Source organism: Nostocoides sp., from assembly GCF_035343835.1.
GTDB classification, from domain to species: Bacteria; Actinomycetota; Actinomycetes; order Actinomycetales; family Dermatophilaceae; genus Nostocoides_A; species Nostocoides_A vanveenii.
The window spans coordinates 1-17,750 of sequence record NZ_DAOQZV010000042.1 but is presented as its reverse complement, the minus strand read 5'-3'; the positions used below and the strand labels follow the sequence as shown (position 1 = coordinate 17,750).

The window sequence follows — 17,750 nt, the reverse complement described above, 5'->3', positions numbered from 1 at the left end:
CGTCGACCGGCTGCGGGTGGTCCGCCGCCGGCCGGTCGAGCGGCTGCGCGCGGTGCGGGAACCCGTCGTCGTGGATGTGGCGCTCGTGCGTCGTCGGCCGGAAGACTTCGCGGAGGCTCGCTTGGGCGTGGTCACAGCGACCCCACCCAGTTGCGCAGCAACTGCAGCCCGGCGGCCCCGGATTTTTCGGGATGGAACTGAGTCGCGCTCAGCGGGCCGTTCTCGACGGCGGCGACGAAGCTGGTGCCGTAATCGCAGGTAGTGATCAGCGGCGCGCGGCGGGCCATGGCGCCGTCGGCCACGGGCAACTCCCAGTCCAAGGCGGCATAGGAGTGCACGAAATAAAACGACTCGGTTTCCACGCCCGCGAACAGCATGCTCCCGGCCGGCGCCCGGACGGTATTCCAGCCCATATGGGGGACGATTTCGGCGGGCAGACGGCGCACCATCCCGGGCCACTCCCCGATGCCCTCCTCGACCGCGGCACTCGGCTCCTCGGAGCCGTCGAAGAGCACCTGCATACCGACGCAGACGCCGAGCACGGGGCGACCGCCCGCCAGTCGCACGTCGATCAGGCGAGGCCCGTCCGCGGCACGCAGCCCGGTCATACAGGCATGGAAGTTGCCGACCCCAGGGACGAAGAGGCCATCGCACGCCGCGACGAGCTTCGGGTCCGCGGTCAGTTCGACCTCGGAACCGACGTGTTCGAGCGCCCGCACGGCCGAGCGGACATTGCCGCTGCCGTAGTCGAGGACGACGACGCGTGCGCTCATGACTCCTCCCGCGCGTGGCGGCCCCGGAGCCGGCGCGGCGGTGGCGGGGCCGCGACCTCGGCGAGGTGTGCGGCCTCTTCGCGAGCCATCGCATCGAACTGCGCGACGCGCTTCGCGGACGCCGGGACCAGTGCCCCGCGCGGGGCATCGCGCTCGGTCAGCAGGGTCTGACCAGGCAGTTGGAGGGCAGAGTGCACTCCGGCCAGCCAGGGGATCGGCCCGGCGTGCGCCGACCGGATGGCCGCGACCAGTGCCGGCAGCGCGCCAGCACCGACTCCGGCGACCGAGGCCAGGTCGGCCGGCCGGGCCCCGGCCAGCCTGGGAGTGCGCACGGTGCCGTCCTCGGGACTCCAGACCAGCCAGCGCTTGACCGCCCGCCAGCCTGGCGGTGAGATGACCACGAAGCCGCGCCGGTCGGCGACGAAGAAGCCGATGGCCGGCCGCAGCGAGGTGCTCAGGGGCCGAGCGGCGAGCGTGGTGCGGGCATCGTCATACGGCGCTGCCGTCGCGGCGTGGTCGCCGGCGGGAGTCACGGCGGTCCAGTCCCCCAACGGGGTGACATGGGCGCTCACCAAGCCCTTGCCCACCCAGGAGGTCACCTGATCCGCACGCGCGCGCACCAAGAGCAGACCGCCCACCGGTCCCGCGGGCGCACCGTTGTCGCTGGCCCTGGCCACGATCTACAACGCGCCCTTCGTGCTGGGGATCCCACCGATGCGGGGGTCGAGCGCGACTGCCGCCCGCAGCGCCCGGGCGAGTGCCTTGAACTGCGCTTCGACGAGGTGGTGGGGATCACGGCCCGCGAGCACCCGCACGTGCAGGGCGATCTGAGCGCGGAAGGCCAGGGTCTCGAAGACGTGCCGCGTCAGCGAGCCGAGGTAACGATCCCCGATGACGACATAGATCTGAGGCTCGGGCTCGCCGGTGTGCACGCAATAGGGCCGCCCGGCGACATCGACGACGGCCTGGACGAGCGCCTCGTCCAGCGGCACGGTCGCGTCGCCGAAGCGCGCGATGCCCTTCTTGTCCCCGAGCGCCTCCGCGAGCGCTTCGCCCAGCACGATCGCGACGTCCTCGACGGTGTGGTGGGCGTCGATGTGCAAGTCACCGGTGGCCTCGACCTCGATGTCGATGAGTGAGTGGCGTGCGAGCGCGGTGAGCATGTGGTCGTAGAAGCCGACACCGGTGCTGATCTGCGCCTCGCCAGTGCCGTCGAGGTCGACGCGGACCCGCACCGAGGATTCACTCGTGCGCCGCGTGCGTTCTGCGGTGCGCGCCATACCTAACTCGCCTTCTCCGTGCCCAGGTGGTGCTCCGGCCCGAGTGCGGCCAGTGCATCGAGGAAGGCCGTGGTCTCCTCGGGAGTCCCGGCCGTCACCCGAAGATAGTGGGGTATGCCGACGTCGCGGACCAAAACCCCGGCGTCGAGCAGCGCCTGCCAGGTGCGGGCGGCGTCGGCGAGGCCGCCGAAGAGCACGAAATTCGCATCGCTCGGCATCGGAGCGAATCCCAGCGCGGTCAGTTCCGCGACCAGCCGGTCGCGCTGTGCCTTCACCACACCGACCGTGGACAGCATCATGTCCGTATGCCGCAGCGCCGCCCGCGCGACCGCCTGGCTCGGCGCCGAGAGGTGATAGGGCATGCGGACCAGCCGGAGCAGGTCGACCAGTTCGGGGTCGGCGGCCAGATAGCCCAGTCGGCCACCCGCGAGCGCGAAGGCCTTGCTGAGGGTGCGGGTGACAACCAGCCGCTCGCGCCCGGCGAGCAAGGTCAACGCATTGGGCGTGCCCGGGCGAGCGAACTCGGCATAGGCCTCGTCGACGACGACGACAGCGCGGGGGGCCGCCTCATACGCCGCCTCGATGACGTCGAGGCCGACCGCCGTGCCGGTCGGATTGTTGGGCGAGCAGATGAAGACCAGGTGCGGGTCGAGGGCGCCCAGTTGCTCCGCCACATCCGCCGCGGCGAGCGTGAACAGACGCCCGGGCTCGGTGCTGCGTCGGCCGTGCGTCCACGCGGTGCCCGTCGTCGTCGCGATGATCGCGTGCATCGAATAGGACGGGGTGAAGCCGATGGCGCGGCGACCGGGGCCGCCGAAGGCCTGGAGCAGGTGCAGGAGCACCTCGTTGGACCCATTGCCGGCCCACACCTGCACCGGCTCGATGGGCTCCCCGCCCCTGGAGAGATAGGCGGCAAGAGCAGACCGCAGATCGGTGAACTCGCGATCGGGATAGCGATTCAGGCCGGGCAGGGTCTCGCCGAGTTCGGCGAGCATGTCGGCCACGACCTCGGGCGGGACCGGATACGAGTTCTCGTTGGTGTTGAGCGCCGCGCGGACGGCCAATTGCGGTGCGCCATAAGGCGATTCACCACGCAGATCGTCGCGCAGCAGTGAGCGCAGCCCGCTCGGCGCGCGATCGTCGGCCATCGGGGTCAGCGCTCCCCCACCGACTCGAAACGCGCGGTCACGGCCTCACCGTGGGCCGGGAGGTCTTCGGCCTGAGCCAGGGTCACGACATACGGGGCGACCTCGGCGAGCGCCGCCTCGGTGTAGTCGACGACGTGCACGCCCCGCAGGAAGGATTGCACCGACAGCCCGCTGCTGTGACAGGCGCAACCGCCGGTCGGCAGCACGTGATTGGAGCCCGCGGCATAGTCGCCGAGCGAGACCGGCGCAAAGGACCCGACGAAGATCGCCCCGGCATTGCGCACCTGAGCGGCCACGCTCGCCGCGTCGCGGGTCATGACTTCCAGGTGCTCGGCGGCATAGGCGTTGACGACCGCCAGGCCGTGCTCGATGTCGTCGACCAGCACGATGGCCGACTGCGGGCCACGCAGAGCCTCGCAGACCCGCTCGCTGTGCTTGGTCGCCGCCGCCCGGCGCTCGACCGCGTCCGACACCGCATCCGCGAGTTCCGGGGAGTCGGTGACGAGCACGGACGCGGCCAGCGGGTCGTGCTCGGCCTGGCTGATCAGGTCGGCCGCGACGAACTCGGGGTCGGCGCTCGCGTCGGCGAGCACGGCGATCTCGGTCGGGCCGGCCTCGGCGTCGATGCCGATGCGGCCTTTGAGCAGGCGCTTGGCCGCGGCGACATAGATATTGCCCGGCCCCGTGACCAGGCTGACCGGCTCGCAGACATCCGCCCCGTCGGTGAAGCCGTAGGCGAAGCCGGCGATGGCCTGCGCGCCGCCCATGGCATAGACCTCATCGACGCCCAGCAGCGCGCAGGCAGCGAGGACCGTCGGGTGCGGGTAGCCCGCCAGGGCGCCGGTGTTCTCCTTCTGCGGCGGACTCGCGACAGCCAGGGAGCCGACGCCGGCGATCTGGGCGGGGACGACATTCATCACCACCGAGCTCGGATAGACCGCCCGGCCACCCGGGACATAAAGCCCGACCCGGTCCACGGGGATCCAGCGCTCGGTGACGGTGCCGCCGTCGCTGACCGTCGTGGTCGTATCGCGGCGGGCCTGGTCGCGATGCACCATCCGGGCTCGCGCGATGCTGATCTCCAACGCGGCGCGCACGTCGGGGTCCAGTGCGCCGAGGGCCACCTGCAAGGTCTCGTCGGGCACGCGCAAGCGCGGAGGGCGGACGCCGTCATACCGCTCGGCCAGGTCGCGCAATGCGTCGCCGCCGCCCGCCCGGACCTCGGCGCAGATCGGTTCGACCGAATGCAGCGCCGCGTCCACGTCGAACTGCGCCCTGGGCAAGCCCTCGCGAAGCTCGCGCAGGGACAGGGACCGGCCGCGCAGATCCAGTCGCTGCATCATGGCCGCCAGTTTAGGCGTGCCCCCCGAACGGGCCGTCCTCCGTCTCGCCGTAGAAGAGTCGGTCGACGACGGCCCGGGCATGACGACCCACGCGCCGGTAATTTTCGGCCAGTTCCTGTCCCGAGCCGGGCGCCAAGCCCATGATCCGCGCCGTCCCGTCGGCTTCGCGCGCATCGCTGGGGATCTGATCGACTGGCCGCCCGCGATAGAGCATGGCGGCATCGCGCGCCCGGTCGGCGAGTTGCCAGGCCTCGCTCAGCGTCGCGTGGTCGGCGCTGCTGATCAGGCGCGCCTGGGCCAGCGCCTGCAGGGCCGGCAGCGTCGAGGTGGTGCGCAAGGTCGGGAAGGTGTGCGCGTGCTCGAGCTGGAGCAACTGGGTGGTCCACTCGACATCGGACAGCCCGCCAGTGCCGAGCTTGAAGTGCGTGCGCCGATCGGCGCCGCGGGGCAGCCGCTCGGCCTCCATCCGGGCCTTCAGCCTCCGGATCTCGCGCACCTGGGCTTGATCCAGACCGCTGTCGGGCCACCGGATCGGGTCGATGAGGTCGAGGAACTCGGCAGCCAGGTCGTTGTCGCCCGCCACCGGTCGGGCCCGGATCAGGGCCTGGGCCTCCCAGGTCACCGCCCACCGGTCGTAATAGCTGCGATAGGAGTCCAGGCTGCGGATGAGCGGGCCGTTCTTGCCCTCCGGCCGCAGGTCGGCATCGAGTCCGATTGCTGGGTCGGGTCCGGGCTCGCCGAGCACCCGCACCAAGTCCTTGACGATCTCCAGCGCCTGCGCCTGCGCCGCGCCCTGATCCACCCCGACGAGCGGATCGTGGACGTAGATGACGTCGGCGTCCGAGGCATAACCGCACTCGCGGCCCCCGAGCCGGCCCATCCCCATGATGAGGATCTTGGTGAGCAGGGACTGGCCGGTGCGGGCCTCGGTGGCCCGCGACACCGCTTCGAGGGCAACCTCGATGGTGGCCTCGGTGATGTCGGCGAGGGCGACGCCGACGGCGGACGACCCCAGCCCCGTCATCAGGTCGGCGACCGCGACACGGAAAAGTTCGACCTTGCGGATCTGGCGGGCTGCCTTGACGGCTTGCTCGGGCGTTTTCTTGATCGAGGCGGCAACCCGCATCCGGCGCTCGATGTCCGCGCGCGAGCGCGGGACCAGGCCGCCCGCGTCACCGAGGATCTGCACGCCCTCGGGGGCTGAGCGCAGGACGTCGGCGGCGAACCGGCTCCGCGCGAGGGTGCGGGCGAGATACTCCGCCGCCTGGGGCTCGTCGCGCAGCAACCGCAGATACCAGTGGGTCGTGCCGAGGGATTCGCTGACATCGCGGAAGGCCAACAGCCCGCCGTCGGGGTCGATCTCCTGAGCGAACCAGCCCAGCATTACCGGCAGCAGGTGGCGCTGGATGGCTGCCCGCCGCGAAAGGCCCTCGGTGAGCGCCTCGATGTGGCGCAAGGCTCCCTTCGGATCGCGGAAACCCAAGGCCTGCAAGCGTTCTCGGGCCGCCTCCGGGGTCAGCCTGGCCTCGTCGCTGTCCAGGCGGGCAACGGCATTCAGCAACGGGCGGTAGAAGAGCCGCTCGTGCAGCCGGCGCACCTCGCGTGACTCGGCCTTCCACTGGGCGAGGAGGGCGGTCGCGGCATCCTGCCGATGACCGAGCGCCCGCCCCAGGCGGCGCAATTCCGACTGAGAGGTAGGCATCAGGTGCGTGCGGCGCAACCGCAACAGCTGGATCCGGTGCTCCAGCGTGCGCAGGAGCCGGTATGCCGATCCCAGCACCGCGGCGTCGTCGCGACCCACATAACCACCGCCTGCCAGGGCGGCCAGGCCGTCGAGCGTGGTCCCCGACCGCAGGGAGGGATCGGTGCGCCCGTGGACGAGTTGCAGCAGTTGGACACTGAACTCGATGTCGCGCAGGCCGCCCGGGCCGAGTTTGAGTTGCCGGCCGGCCTCCGCGCTCGGGATGTGCGCCTCGACCCGTCGGCGCATGGCTTGAACCTCGTCAACGAAGTTCTCGCGGGATGCGGCCTGCCACACCATCGGCATCATGGTCGCGAGATAGTCCTCGCCGACTTCGCGATCACCGGCGACGACCCGGGCCTTCAGTAGCGCCTGGAACTCCCAGGTCTTGGCCCACCGCTCGTAGTAGGCCTGGTGCGAGGCGACCGTCCGCACCAGGGGCCCGTGCTTGCCCTCCGGGCGCAGGGCGGCATCGACCGACCACAGCGTGCCGTGGGAGGTCGACGCCGAGCAGGCAGTCATCAGCCGGGTCGCGACCTTGGTCGCGGCCGCCATGGCGGCTGGCTCGTCGGCCCCGCCAGCCGGTTCGGCCACGAAGATGACGTCCACGTCAGAGATGTAGTTCAGTTCCCGCCCGCCAGTTTTGCCCATCGCGATGACGGCCAGACGGCACTGCTCCGCCTCCTCGGGCAGCTCGGCCCGCGCCAGCGCGAGCGCCGCTTCCAGCGCGGCTTGGGCCAGGTCGGCGAGTGCGGCAGCGGTCGTCGGCAACTGCACCAGGGGGTCGGGTGCCACCAGATCCAGCGCGGCGATCCCCAACAGGCCGCGCCGGTAGTAGACCCGCAGGGCGTCCTCGGGCGTCAGGCCCTCCGGAGGGAGGCTCACCTTGCTCACCAGGCGCTCGACCCGCTCCTCGACCGTCCGGGTGCGCGCTTCGGCGACGCTGCGCCAGTGCTCAGGATGGGCGATCAGGTGATCACCGAGCGCCATCGAGGCACCGAGCACCGCCAGGATCCGCTCGCGCCCGGGACCGGGGTGGCGGAGTGTCGCGATGAGGGCGGGGAGTTCGCGTCCCAGCGCGGGATCATCCGGCGACGACGAGATCTTGGTCCGCAGCGACTCCATGAGGCGCACCAAGGTCAGGAGCGCCAGGTCCGGATCGGCGACATCGGCCAGGGCTTGAATCACGCCGTCGGCGAAGTCGTCGTCCAACGGATCGATCAGACCCGTCAGAGCTGGGTCAGCCACCAGCCGCTCGGCCCTCGCCGGGTCGGCGAAGCCGAGCCGGGCAAACATGGCTCCGGCACTCTCGGTCCGCGCGGCAGCCACAGGCAGCAACCTATAACGGGAATCGGCGATCACAGCCGGGGCAGGTAGCGCTCCAGCTCGTAGGCCGTGACCTGGCGCCGGTAGTCCTCCCATTCCTGGCGCTTGTTGCGCAGGAAGAAGTCGAAGACGTGCTCACCGAGGGTTTCGGCGACCAACTCGCTGCGCTCCATGACCGCGATCGCCTCGTGCAGCGACCCGGGCAGCGGCTCGATGCCGAGAGCGCGGCGCTCGCCATTGGTGAGCGTCCATACGTCCTCTTCGGTCTCCGGCGGGAGGTCGTAGGCCTCTTCGATGCCCTTCAGACCGGCGGCGAGCAGCACGGCATACGCGAGGTACGGGTTGCAGGCGGGGTCGATCGAACGCACTTCGACCCGGCTGCTCTGGCCCTTGAGTGGCTTGTACATCGGGACCCGCAGCATGGCGGAGGTGTTGTTGTGGCCCCATGTCAGATAGGCCGGCGCCTCGCCGCCGCCCCAGAGGCGCTTGTAAGAGTTGACCCACTGATTGGTCACCGCGGTGATCTCCGCGCCGTGCCGCAGGATGCCGGCCATGAACTGCCGGGCGACCGCGGAGAGCTGATAGGGCGCTCCGGCCTCGTAGAAGGCGTTGGCGTCACCTTCGAAGAGCGACATGTGCGTGTGCATGCCCGAGCCCGGGTGCTCGGCGAAGACCTTCGGCATGAAGGTCGCGTAGATGTTTCGTTCATAGGCGACCTCCTTGATGATCGTGCGGAAGGTCATGATGTTGTCGCTCGTGGTGAGCGCATCGGCATACCGCAGGTCGATCTCGTTCTGGCCGGGAGCGCCCTCGTGATGGCTGAACTCCACGGAGATGCCGATCGACTCCAGCATCGAGATCGCCGCGCGCCGGAAGTCGTGCGCCATGCCCTTGGGGACATGATCGAAATAGCCGGCCTGGTCGATCGGCTCCGGTCGCTGCCCCGGAGCGAAGCCGCTCTTGAGCAGGAAGAACTCGATCTCGGGGTGGGTGTAGAAGGTGTAGCCGAGCTCGCCGCAGTGGGCCAGGGTGCGCTTGAGCACGTTGCGGGGGTCGGCGATGCTCGGGGTGCCGTCGGGCAGCATGATGTCGCAGAACATCCGCGCGGTCCCGGGCGCCTCGCCCCGCCACGGCAGCACCTGGAAGGTGGCCGGGTCCGGTTTGGCGAGCATGTCGGACTCGAAGACCCGCGCAAACCCCTCGATGACCGAGCCGTCGAAGCCGATGCCCTCCGCGAACGCCCCTTCGAGCTCAGCCGGGGCGATGGCCACGGACTTCAGCGTGCCGAGGACGTCCGTGAACCACAGGCGCACGAACCGGATGTCTCGCTCTTCGATGGTCCGCAGGACGAACTCCTGCTGACGATCCATGCGCCCATCCAACCCCACCCGTGTTACGCGGAAGTAAACGAGGCAGTGCCCCGGGATCGCTCCCGGGGCACTGCCGCTATTCGTGACGTATGCCGTTCGGCCGCTCGGGCGATGCCCACCCGCTCGGCCGGGCGGCGGCCTACTTGGTGCGCACCTGCAGGTCGAGGACCCAGCCGGAGCTGTTGGACTTGGCAACGGTGATCTTCGTGCCCGTACCCGCAACCTTGACCGAGTTCTGCGGGTTGCCCGCGCTCCAGTACTTGTTGGGGTTGGTGTCGTCGAAGGTCCGGATGCCCATCACGGACGGCCAGGTCCGCGCGATGCCGTTCTTGTGCAGGGTCACCGCGTCGGTCTTCTCCACGCCGAAGGTGGCGTCGTAGGAGCTGCGCCGGTTGGTCAGAGGGCTGCCCGCGATGGCCATCAGGGCCGGACGCGCGTCGACCGGAAGGGCGAAGCCCGAGCCCGGGTGGGCGAAGGTGTTGTTGTCGGCGTAGTAGTTGTCGACGTACCAGACGAGCAGACCGTTCTGGAAGGGGAACCGCTCCACCCAGTCGGGCTTGGTGTTCGACCAGCCGAAGTTGTACGGGCCGGTCCGCAAGGTGGCGTCGTAGCCGTTGTAGACGCGGTTCTCGGCGAGGTAGTAGTTCGTCGAGAGCACGGTCTCGGTGCCCGTGGTCCGCTTGAAGCCGTTCAGCGTCCAGCCGTTGTCGCCGTTCTCGGCGCCATCGGTCAAGATCGTGGTGGAGCCCTTCTTGACGACGATATTGTCGAGGAAGGCGCCGGCTTCGGCGAGACCGCCGTCGGTGCCGTAGCGGAAGCGGAAGTCGATCTTCTTGCCCGCGTAGGCGTTGAGGCTGATGGTGACCGGGGCCCACTTCGGGTTGACGCCCGTGTAGCTCCAGACCGTATTCCAGTTCTTCCCACCGTCGGTGGAGGCCTCGGCGTAGAGGTAGTCGTAGCCCTCCTCGATCTCGGCCCACATCATCGCCGAGACCGACGCGGTGCTGGCGCCAGTCAGATCGAGCGAACGCGACATGGTGTTCTGCAGGTTGTCACCAGACCCGCTCCACCACTCGCTGGCGCCGGCATACGGGGTGTTGTAGACCTCGACGTGCTGCCTCTTCGGCAGGAGCACAGCAACGGCCTGCGGCAACTGCTCGCCGTCCTTGTTGGCGATGCCGACGCGGACGTCGCGGTTCTGGCCGTAGGTCACCAGGTCGTAGTCGAGCCAGCCGAGCAGCAGCTTCTCGTGGGGGCCCATGTAGCCGGGCGTGGTGCCAATCGAGTCGCCGCCCTTGTTCAGCCACGAACCCGAGGACATCAGCGTCCAGAAGGCGGTGCTGTTGCCCATGCCGGTGCCGTCGGCCGTGTCGTAGTAGTCGCGCAGGCCGAGGTCGTGACCGAACTCGTGCGTGAAGACCCCGAGGCCGCCGTTCTCCGGCTCGGTGGTGTAGTCACCGATCCAAATGCCCGTGTTGCCGATCTGCGTGCCGCCGGCCTTGTTGAAGGCCGGGCCGGTCTTGCCGTAGTCGGTGGAGAAGGCATACCAGCGGTGGCTCCAGATGGCGTCCTCGCCCTGAGCGCCGCCACCGGCCTCCTCGCCCTCACCGGCGTGGATGGCCTGGAAATGGTCGATATAGCCGTCCGGCTCGTTATAGACGCCGTCACCGTCGTAGTCGTAACGGTCGACCTTGTCGAACTGCTTGATATAGGTCTTGATCTGGGCGTCAGTCTTGCCGGCCTTCTTCTGCGCGTCGTACCAGGAGTTGCCCGTGTCCTTGACGTAGTTCCAGTAACCGTCAGCCTCGGACGTGCCGTCGCCGGCCACCGGGTTATGGCCGTAGCGGGCCTCGTTGTAGGGGACGGTGACCCAGTCGGAGACGTCGCCCTTGGCCAGGAAGCGGCCCTGGCTCTGCTTGAGGTAGAAGTCCTTGAACGACTCGCCCTTGCCGAACATCATGTTCAGGTAGTGCGCGCGGTTGAAGTCGTCGACCCAGTAGGTGCTGTTGTCGTCGGTCGCGCTGCCGTCCCAGTTGCGGTCCGGCTTCGGGATCTGGTTCTTCATCGGGCCGGCCGAGCCACCGGTGGCCGCCATCGTCTTGGACCCGAAATTGGTGAGGATGGAGAAGATCGTCTCCTCCCGGTTGGTCGGGTACCAGACCCAGCGGCCCTTCGCGGCGGCAGTGCCGCGCGCCTCCGGGGCGGTGCTGCCGGGGATCTTGATGGTGCGGTTCGCGCCGCTGCCCTCGAGGGTGGCCTGGCCGCTGAGCAGCTTGGCGACCGCGTCCTGGCGCAACTTGGCCTGCGCGTCGGCGAGCGGGTTGGGGAGCGAGTCCCCACCCGGGCGGAACTTGATGCTGCTGTCCTTCGGCGACGCGGCCGGCGATGACCCGGCCTGTGCGCTCGACGGGGCAAGTGCCAGGGCAACCGCGGCGACCGCGACCCCTGACACTGCTCCCACGTGCCGTCTCTTCACGTGCTTCCTCCCATGGAATTTTGGTCGTCGGTAGGCGACCGGTCTTAGGCAAGCACGAAGAGCCGCGGATATCTACCCTGGGGTAACGACAATTTTGCTCGCCAGAGGGTGTTCTATCGCAATGACGGGCGGTCCAGGGCCGCTAGCACGCGACTGATTTCCTGCCGACCCTAGGATCGGGCGTATGACGACGCCAGCCCCCGAGACCACCGCCCCCTATGGCACCGGCGCCCAGGCGGCACCGCAGCGCCGGGTGCGCATCCCCCATCTGCTGTCGATGAAGGAGAAGGGGCAGAAGTGGGCGATGCTCACGGCATACGACATGTATGCCGCCGAGATCTTCGACGAGGCCGGCATTCCTGTGCTCCTGGTTGGCGACAGCGCCGGCAACAATGTCTACGGCTTCGAGACCACTGTCCCGGTGACTGTCGACCACCTGGTGCCGCTGTGTCGCGCGGTTACCAGCGCCGCCAAGCACGCGATGGTTGTCGCCGATCTGCCGTTCGGCTCCTATCAGGCCAGCCCGCAACAGGCCCTCGCCACCGCGACCCGCTTCATGAAGGAGGGCCTAGCCCACGCCGTCAAGCTCGAGGGCGGCGCCGCCATGGTTCCCGAGGTCGAGTTGCTGGTGCGGGCCGGCATACCGGTCATGGGGCACATCGGCTTCACCCCGCAGAGCGAGCACGTGCTCGGCGGCTACCGGGTTCAGGGGCGCGGTGCGGGCGCCGAGAAGCTGATGGATGACGCCTTGGCACTGGAGGCGGCCGGGTGCTTCGCGGTCGTCATGGAGATGGTCCCCGCGCCTGGGGCGAGGGCGGTGACCGAGGCGCTACACATCCCGACGATCGGGATCGGCGCCGGGCCCGACTGCGACGCCCAGGTGCTCGTCTGGCAGGACATGGCCGGCCTGCGCGGTGGCCGCGCGCCCCGCTTCGTCAAGAAGTATGCCGACCTGCGCGGCACCCTGACCGACGCGGCCCGCGCGTATGCCGCCGACGTGGCCGCCGGCACTTTCCCGGCCGAGGAGCACTCCTTCTTGGAGTGACTCCATCGCCTAAGACCCCTTGCGCGGCGTGCACGCGGCGGTCCCGCTCAGGGCAGGGTGAGGATCTCGTTGCCGCGCTCGGTGATGAGAATCGTGTGCTCGAACTGAGCGGAGCGGCGGCGGTCCCCCGTGACGACGGTCCACTTGTCGTCCCACATCTCCCACTCGTGCGTGCCGAGGTTGAGCATCGGCTCGATGGTGAACGTCATACCGGGCTCGATCAGCGTCGCATAGTGCGGCGCGGCGTCGTAGTGCGGCACGATCAGGCCGCTGTGGAAGGCCGTGCCGATGCCGTGGCCGGTGAAGTCGCGCACGACGCCGTAACCGAAGCGGCGGGCATACGACTCGATCACCCGGCCGATGACATTGATCGCGCGGCCCGGGGTGGCGGCTTTGATGCCGCGCATCATCGCCTCATGGGTGCGCTCGATGAGCAGCCGGGATTCCTCGTCGATCTCGCCGACGGCATAGGTGGCATCGGTGTCGCCGTGCACGCCGTGGATAAAGGCGGTGATGTCGATATTGACGATGTCGCCCTGCTCGAGCCGGCGCGAGTCCGGGATGCCGTGACAGATCACCTCGTTGACCGAGGTGCACAGCGATTTGGGGAAGCTGCGGTAGCCGAGGGTCGAGGGGTAGGCGCCATGGTCAAGGAGGAACTCGTGCCCGACCCGGTCGATCTCGTCGGTCGTCACGCCCGGGGCGATGGCCGCTGCCGCCGCCGCCATCGCCTGGGCGGCGATCCGGCCGGCGATCCGCATCTTCTCGATCGTCTCGGCGTCCTTGACCTCGGGCCCGGTGTAGCGCGCGGGTGCCGGCCGGTCCACATACTCGGGGCGAGCGATGGCCCCCGGCACGGGCCGACGCGCAGAGATCACGCCCGGAGTCACACTTGCGTAGGTCAGCGGCATACGGTGGAGTCTAAGCACGCGCCGGTGCGCGATCACGCGAAAGGAGCCCCCCGTGGCCTTCTGGTACAACGTCGTCAGCGGTCAGGTTGAGTCCGACGAGAACAAGAGTCAGGGCGATGACCTGATGGGTCCCTATGCGACGCAGGACGAGGCCGCAAAGGCACTGGAGAGCGCCGCTGCCCGCACCAAGGCCTGGGACGACGAGGACCGGGCGTGGGACGAGCAGGGGCTCGAGGACTGACGCTTCAGCGCTGGCGGGCGATCTTGAGCGCCTTGGCCGGCACCGTCGTCAGCACGCTGTAGGTGCGCTTGTCCTCCCGCTCGGCATACCCGAGTTCGGTCAGGCGCTTGAGCGTGACGGGGCACTTCTTGCAGCGCGGCTTGTCCTTGCAGCACTTCTTCTTGGCGGCGACCGACCGCGTCTTCGGCACGACACCAGCTTAGGTGACCCTAAGTCGTGCCGCGTGCCATGTTCCGCGGTGCGGGACGTGGAATGCCCCACGTCCCCGCTTCTTCCACGGCGGTCAGCGCTTGCGGTGCACGCTGACGGCGAACCTGGCCCCGTCGTGGAAGGGCCCGCCATCCAGGTCGGCGTAGCGCGCGAGATAGGCAAGATCCGCCGCTTCGCACAGCCGGTCGTATGCCGCTTCGCCGAGTCGGTCGGCCGGCACTGATGCCGTCGTGGGTGCGCGGACGATCGCGCTGACCAGGTGACCGCCCGGATGCAGGTGTCCGGACCACCCGGCGATCGCGCCCGCGAGCGTGGCCCGAGGTAGGCGCCTGGCCTGGTCGCCGGCGACGATCAGATCGACGGTTCGGCCGCCGATAGCCAGCCGCCCCGGGTCGCCGACGACCGGTTGCGTGTGTGCGTTCAGGTGCAGGCCACGCAGCGCGTCGGCATCGATGTCGAGAAGCAGGCAATGGGCGCTACTTCTCGTCAGCCGGCCTGCCAACGGTGCCAGATCGACACCGAGGAGCAACACCCGGGCCTGGCGTGGCAGCAGGGGCGCAAGGACCGCGGGCGGAGCGGCCGGCTCAGAGGTCCTGTCGAACGACGTACTCACCTTCGCCGGCGAGGTCGAGGATCTCGGTGGAGCGGTTGCCGAAACTGCGAGCGTGGTCGAGGTAGATGTCGCGCCCGTTCTTGCGCAGGAGACCGTCGTGGATGGGCACCGCGGTCGGGGCGTTGATCCGCTTGAGGAAAGCCGCCATATCGCGCGCCAGCTGCCAGGGGGCGTTGAGCGGGAACAGGACGATGTCGACCCGGCCGGGATCCTCATCGAGGGTGTCGCCGGGGTGATAGATCGTCGGCTCGTTCTCGGCCTCCAGCCGGACACCGACATTCGCGACCCGGGGCACTGCGTCGTTGATCAGGGCGTGTTGCTTGCCGATCGGGGTCACGTGGACCTCGCCGATCTTGGCGGTGCTCGCGTCGTGGCCGGTGGCATCTAGGCCGAGCCCACCGAGGACCATCAGGCTCTCGGAGTCGGAGATCAGGCGGGCGTGCGGGTTGGCCTTCATCAAGGCGGGCAGCCGGGCCTGGTCGAAGTGGTCGGGGTGTTGGTGGGTGATGATCACGGCGTCGAGCCCGGTGATCCCCGTCAGGTCCGGGGTGAAGACACCCGGGTCGGTGAGGATGCGGGCGTCGGCCATCTCGATCAGGACACACGAATGGCCCAGGTGGGTCAGCCTCATACCCGCCAACCCTAATGTGGGCTCGGCGCGATCTCGGCCGCCCATGGCGGGCACCTATCATTACGGGCGGAAGAGTCGGCCAGGCGGTCGCGTCCGCGGCCCCTGGGCCGCGGCCGAGGAACGTCCGGACTCCGTCGGGCGCGGTGGTGGCTAACGGCCACCCGGGGTGACCCGCGGGACAGTGCCACAGAGAGCAGACCGCCGCACACGGCATACGTGCTGGGTGCGGTAAGGGTGAAAGGGTGGTGTAAGAGACCACCAGCGGCCTGGGTGACCAGGCCGGCTCGGTAAACCCCACCGGGAGCAAGTCCGAACAGTGTGCGTTCGAGGGCGGCCCGCCCGAGCACACGGGTAGGACGCAAGAGGTCGTCGGCAACGGCGACCCGAGATGGATGACCGTCGCCCGTGTCGCGGATTCCGCGGCGCGGGAACAGAATCCGGCGTATCGGCCGACTCTTCCACCACCTGCCGTATGCCGCTCAGAACCCAGGGCGTGAATCCTCCGGCCCGTTGTCCGCGGCACGTGACGCTGGGACGAGCTCGAAGCCCACGGCGCCGGTCTCGACCTCGGCGCGCACCAGCTGGGCCGTGACGACGGCACCCATCTCGGCCTGCCCCTTGGCCGAGGCGACGACCGCGGGATCGGTCAACTGCAGCAGGAGGCGGCCCTTGGCGAGGCTGTCGACGACCACGGCCTCGAACTTCTCACCCACCCGGGGCTCGAGAACGGCGGCCTCGACCGCATCCGTACAGGCCCGCTCGACGCCGCTGGCTCGGGTGCCCGACTCGGCCATGACGGCCGGCAGGCCGGGCAGGGCCTCGCGCGCCCAGGCCGGCACCTCGCCACCCTGCGAGAGCGCATCGGCGACGGCCAACCCGAAGCGGTCGACCAACCGGCGCAACGGAGCGGTGACGTGGGCGTAGATCGCGTTGAGCGCGCCGTGCTCGGGGTGGTCGGGCAACTGACCGTCGAAGGCCTGATAGGCGGACCCGCGAAAGAGCGAGGTCGCGTCGTAGATCAGCGCCAGATGCTTGGGATCGGTCCGGTCGAGACGGCGAAGGAAGGCGCCATAGGGCTCGTCCTTGGGCCACACGATGCCGAGCGCGCGCGCCTGCCGCCGGAAGCGGGACACCGCGCCCGGGTCGGGGTCGGGCAGCGTGCGGAGGATCCCGACGCCCCCCGTGGCCATCAACTCGGCCGCCGCCATGCCCGTCATCAAGGAGATCTGGGCGTTCCATTCCTCCACGAGCAGCGGGGGCCGAAAGCCCAGGACGAAATGACCCTCGGCATCCTGGGTGACCTCCTGCTCCGGCATCGGCAGGCTGGCCCCGCCGCGACGCTGCTCGAAGGCAATCCGCCGCTCCCCGACCTCCTTCAGCAGCAGAAGGCGCTCGTCCTCGGTGCCGCCGTCGATCAGGTCCTGCACCTGGGCGTAATCGAAGCGATCGACGCTGCGGACCAGGGCCCGGTAGACCTCGACGGCGTCGCCCTCGCCGTCGTCACGCACGTGCATGTCCCAGACGTATGCCGCCCGGACCTGCCCCGGGAGCAGGCTGGCCGCGCCCTCGCTGAGCTGGGTCGGATGCAGGGGCGTCCGCTCATCGGGGCAGTAGATCGTCTGCCCGCGCTCGCGCGTCTCGGCGTCGATGGCCCCGCCTGGCGCGACATACGCCGGCAGATAGGCGATGGCGTAACGCACCCGGAAGCCGCCCTCGGCGCGCTCGATGTGCAGGGCCTGGTCGAGATCCATCGAGCCGGGTGGGTCGATGGTCAGGAACGGGATGGCGCTCTCGTCGCGCTCGGGCCGATCAAGGGGGGCCGTGACCACCGCGTCGGCCTCCGCGAGGACCGCCTCGGGAAAATCCTCGGGCACCTCGAAGCTTGCGCGGATCGCCGCGAAGCGTGCCCGGAGCCGATCGTCCCCGAGCACCTGGGTGATGCCCTCGTCGCTGAATCGCGTCCGCATCGGCTGCTGGGTCATGACGGCCAACCTATCGGTGCAGGTTTCCCGCCCGATGCCACAAACCCCTCGTTCGCACGGGAACATGTCCGTTGCGAACGCGGGGTAAGCCGTGCGCACCGCGCCCCTGGGCATACTCGGGCACGTGCTGATCCTGTTGCCCCCCTCGGAGACCAAGGCCCGCTCGCGACGGGGAACGCCGATGCGGCTCGAATCGCTCTCCTTCCCCGCGCTGACGGGTGTGCGCGAGGAGATCATCGACGGGCTGATCGACGCATCCCGTCTGCCGGACGCGATGGAGGTGCTCGGCGTGCCGGCGACGCTCGGCGCGGAAGTCGATGCCAACCTGCGCCTCCGGGTCGCACCCGCCAAGCCCGCGATCGAGATCTACACGGGCGTTTTGTATGACGCGCTGTCCTGGGCCACCCTCTCCCCCGCGGGCCGCCGGCGAGCCGCACGCCGCCTGCTCATCTCCTCGGCGGTCTACGGCGTGACCCGCCCGGGCGACCGAATCGCGCCCTACCGGACCGCGATCGACGCTGACCTGCCGGGGGCCGGACGCCCCACAAACCGGTGGAAGGCGGCTTTGGACGCCGTGCTCGCACCCGCCGCCGGTCCTGGCCTGATCGTCGACTGCCGGTCGGGCCCGTATGCCGCGACCTGGGCCCCCAGCGGGCCGCT

At 69.4% G+C, this 17,750-nt stretch carries 16 protein-coding genes and 1 other RNA gene; 4 read left to right on the top strand and 13 right to left on the bottom strand.

Annotated elements, in window-relative coordinates; genetic code table 11:
- Positions 1 to 131: 131 nt before the first annotated feature.
- The 8 genes from hisH to PKH97_RS04910 form a co-directional block, all read right to left on the bottom strand.
- Positions 132 to 773, bottom strand: a complete 642-nt coding sequence (gene hisH, locus PKH97_RS04945) for an imidazole glycerol phosphate synthase subunit HisH (RefSeq protein ID WP_324386294.1) — start codon at positions 771 to 773, stop codon at positions 132 to 134.
- The gene (locus tag PKH97_RS04940) at positions 770 to 1,450 is read right to left on the bottom strand and encodes a hypothetical protein (protein WP_324386293.1); all 681 of its coding nucleotides are present in this window, start codon (positions 1,448 to 1,450) and stop codon (positions 770 to 772) included. Before PKH97_RS04940 ends, hisH begins: the two co-directional genes overlap by 4 nt.
- Positions 1,451 to 1,453: 3 nt before the next feature.
- On the bottom strand, positions 1,454 to 2,053 hold the full coding sequence (hisB, locus tag PKH97_RS04935) for an imidazoleglycerol-phosphate dehydratase HisB (protein ID WP_324386292.1): 600 nt from the start codon (positions 2,051 to 2,053) through the stop codon (positions 1,454 to 1,456).
- 2 nt (positions 2,054 to 2,055) lie between these two features.
- Positions 2,056 to 3,201: a histidinol-phosphate transaminase gene (locus PKH97_RS04930; RefSeq protein ID WP_324386291.1), complete on the bottom strand. Its 1,146-nt coding sequence runs from the start codon at positions 3,199 to 3,201 to the stop codon at positions 2,056 to 2,058.
- A 5-nt stretch (positions 3,202 to 3,206) separates the two neighbouring features.
- The gene (hisD, locus tag PKH97_RS04925) at positions 3,207 to 4,544 is read right to left on the bottom strand and encodes a histidinol dehydrogenase (RefSeq protein ID WP_324386290.1); all 1,338 of its coding nucleotides are present in this window, start codon (positions 4,542 to 4,544) and stop codon (positions 3,207 to 3,209) included.
- 10 nt (positions 4,545 to 4,554) lie between these two features.
- A complete protein-coding gene (locus PKH97_RS04920) occupies positions 4,555 to 7,614 on the bottom strand; it encodes a bifunctional [glutamine synthetase] adenylyltransferase/[glutamine synthetase]-adenylyl-L-tyrosine phosphorylase (RefSeq protein ID WP_324386289.1) in 3,060 nt (1,019 codons plus the stop codon).
- 29 nt (positions 7,615 to 7,643) lie between these two features.
- Complete coding sequence (gene glnA, locus PKH97_RS04915; protein WP_324386288.1) at positions 7,644 to 8,981, bottom strand: type I glutamate--ammonia ligase; 1,338 nt, start codon at positions 8,979 to 8,981, stop codon at positions 7,644 to 7,646.
- A 139-nt stretch (positions 8,982 to 9,120) separates the two neighbouring features.
- On the bottom strand, positions 9,121 to 11,433 hold the full coding sequence (locus PKH97_RS04910) for an immune inhibitor A domain-containing protein (RefSeq protein ID WP_324386287.1): 2,313 nt from the start codon (positions 11,431 to 11,433) through the stop codon (positions 9,121 to 9,123).
- Positions 11,434 to 11,641: 208 nt separating this feature from the next.
- Between PKH97_RS04910 and panB the strand changes: the two genes are divergently transcribed.
- Positions 11,642 to 12,502: a 3-methyl-2-oxobutanoate hydroxymethyltransferase gene (gene panB / locus PKH97_RS04905; RefSeq protein ID WP_324386286.1), complete on the top strand. Its 861-nt coding sequence runs from the start codon at positions 11,642 to 11,644 to the stop codon at positions 12,500 to 12,502.
- 47 nt (positions 12,503 to 12,549) lie between these two features.
- On the opposite strand, the gene map is transcribed toward panB, so the two are convergent.
- Complete coding sequence (gene map / locus PKH97_RS04900) at positions 12,550 to 13,413, bottom strand: type I methionyl aminopeptidase (RefSeq protein WP_324386285.1); 864 nt, start codon at positions 13,411 to 13,413, stop codon at positions 12,550 to 12,552.
- Positions 13,414 to 13,465: 52 nt separating this feature from the next.
- Between map and PKH97_RS04895 the strand changes: the two genes are divergently transcribed.
- On the top strand, positions 13,466 to 13,654 hold the full coding sequence (locus PKH97_RS04895; RefSeq protein WP_324386284.1) for a methionine aminopeptidase: 189 nt from the start codon (positions 13,466 to 13,468) through the stop codon (positions 13,652 to 13,654).
- Between the two features lie 4 nt (positions 13,655 to 13,658).
- Here the strand turns inward: PKH97_RS04895 and PKH97_RS04890 are convergent, their stop codons facing one another.
- The 3 genes from PKH97_RS04890 to PKH97_RS04880 form a co-directional block, all read right to left on the bottom strand.
- Positions 13,659 to 13,844, bottom strand: coding sequence for a hypothetical protein (locus PKH97_RS04890; RefSeq protein WP_324386283.1), 186 nt, complete (start codon positions 13,842 to 13,844; stop codon positions 13,659 to 13,661).
- A gap of 93 nt (positions 13,845 to 13,937) precedes the next feature.
- The gene (locus PKH97_RS04885; protein ID WP_324386282.1) at positions 13,938 to 14,477 is read right to left on the bottom strand and encodes a hypothetical protein; all 540 of its coding nucleotides are present in this window, start codon (positions 14,475 to 14,477) and stop codon (positions 13,938 to 13,940) included.
- Positions 14,449 to 15,108: an MBL fold metallo-hydrolase gene (locus PKH97_RS04880; protein WP_324386281.1), complete on the bottom strand. Its 660-nt coding sequence runs from the start codon at positions 15,106 to 15,108 to the stop codon at positions 14,449 to 14,451. Before PKH97_RS04880 ends, PKH97_RS04885 begins: the two co-directional genes overlap by 29 nt.
- 71 nt (positions 15,109 to 15,179) lie before the next feature.
- Between PKH97_RS04880 and rnpB the strand changes: the two genes are divergently transcribed.
- An RNA gene (gene rnpB, locus PKH97_RS04875) (RNase P RNA component class A) lies at positions 15,180 to 15,569 on the top strand.
- Between the two features lie 18 nt (positions 15,570 to 15,587).
- Here the strand turns inward: rnpB and PKH97_RS04870 are convergent.
- Entirely contained in the window at positions 15,588 to 17,090 is a 1,503-nt protein-coding gene (locus tag PKH97_RS04870) for an RNB domain-containing ribonuclease (RefSeq protein WP_324386280.1), read from the bottom strand.
- A 91-nt stretch (positions 17,091 to 17,181) separates the two neighbouring features.
- Between PKH97_RS04870 and yaaA the strand changes: the two genes are divergently transcribed.
- Positions 17,182 to 17,750, top strand: a 569-nt coding sequence (gene yaaA / locus PKH97_RS04865; RefSeq protein ID WP_324386279.1) for a peroxide stress protein YaaA, incomplete at its 3' end; no start/stop codon positions are given.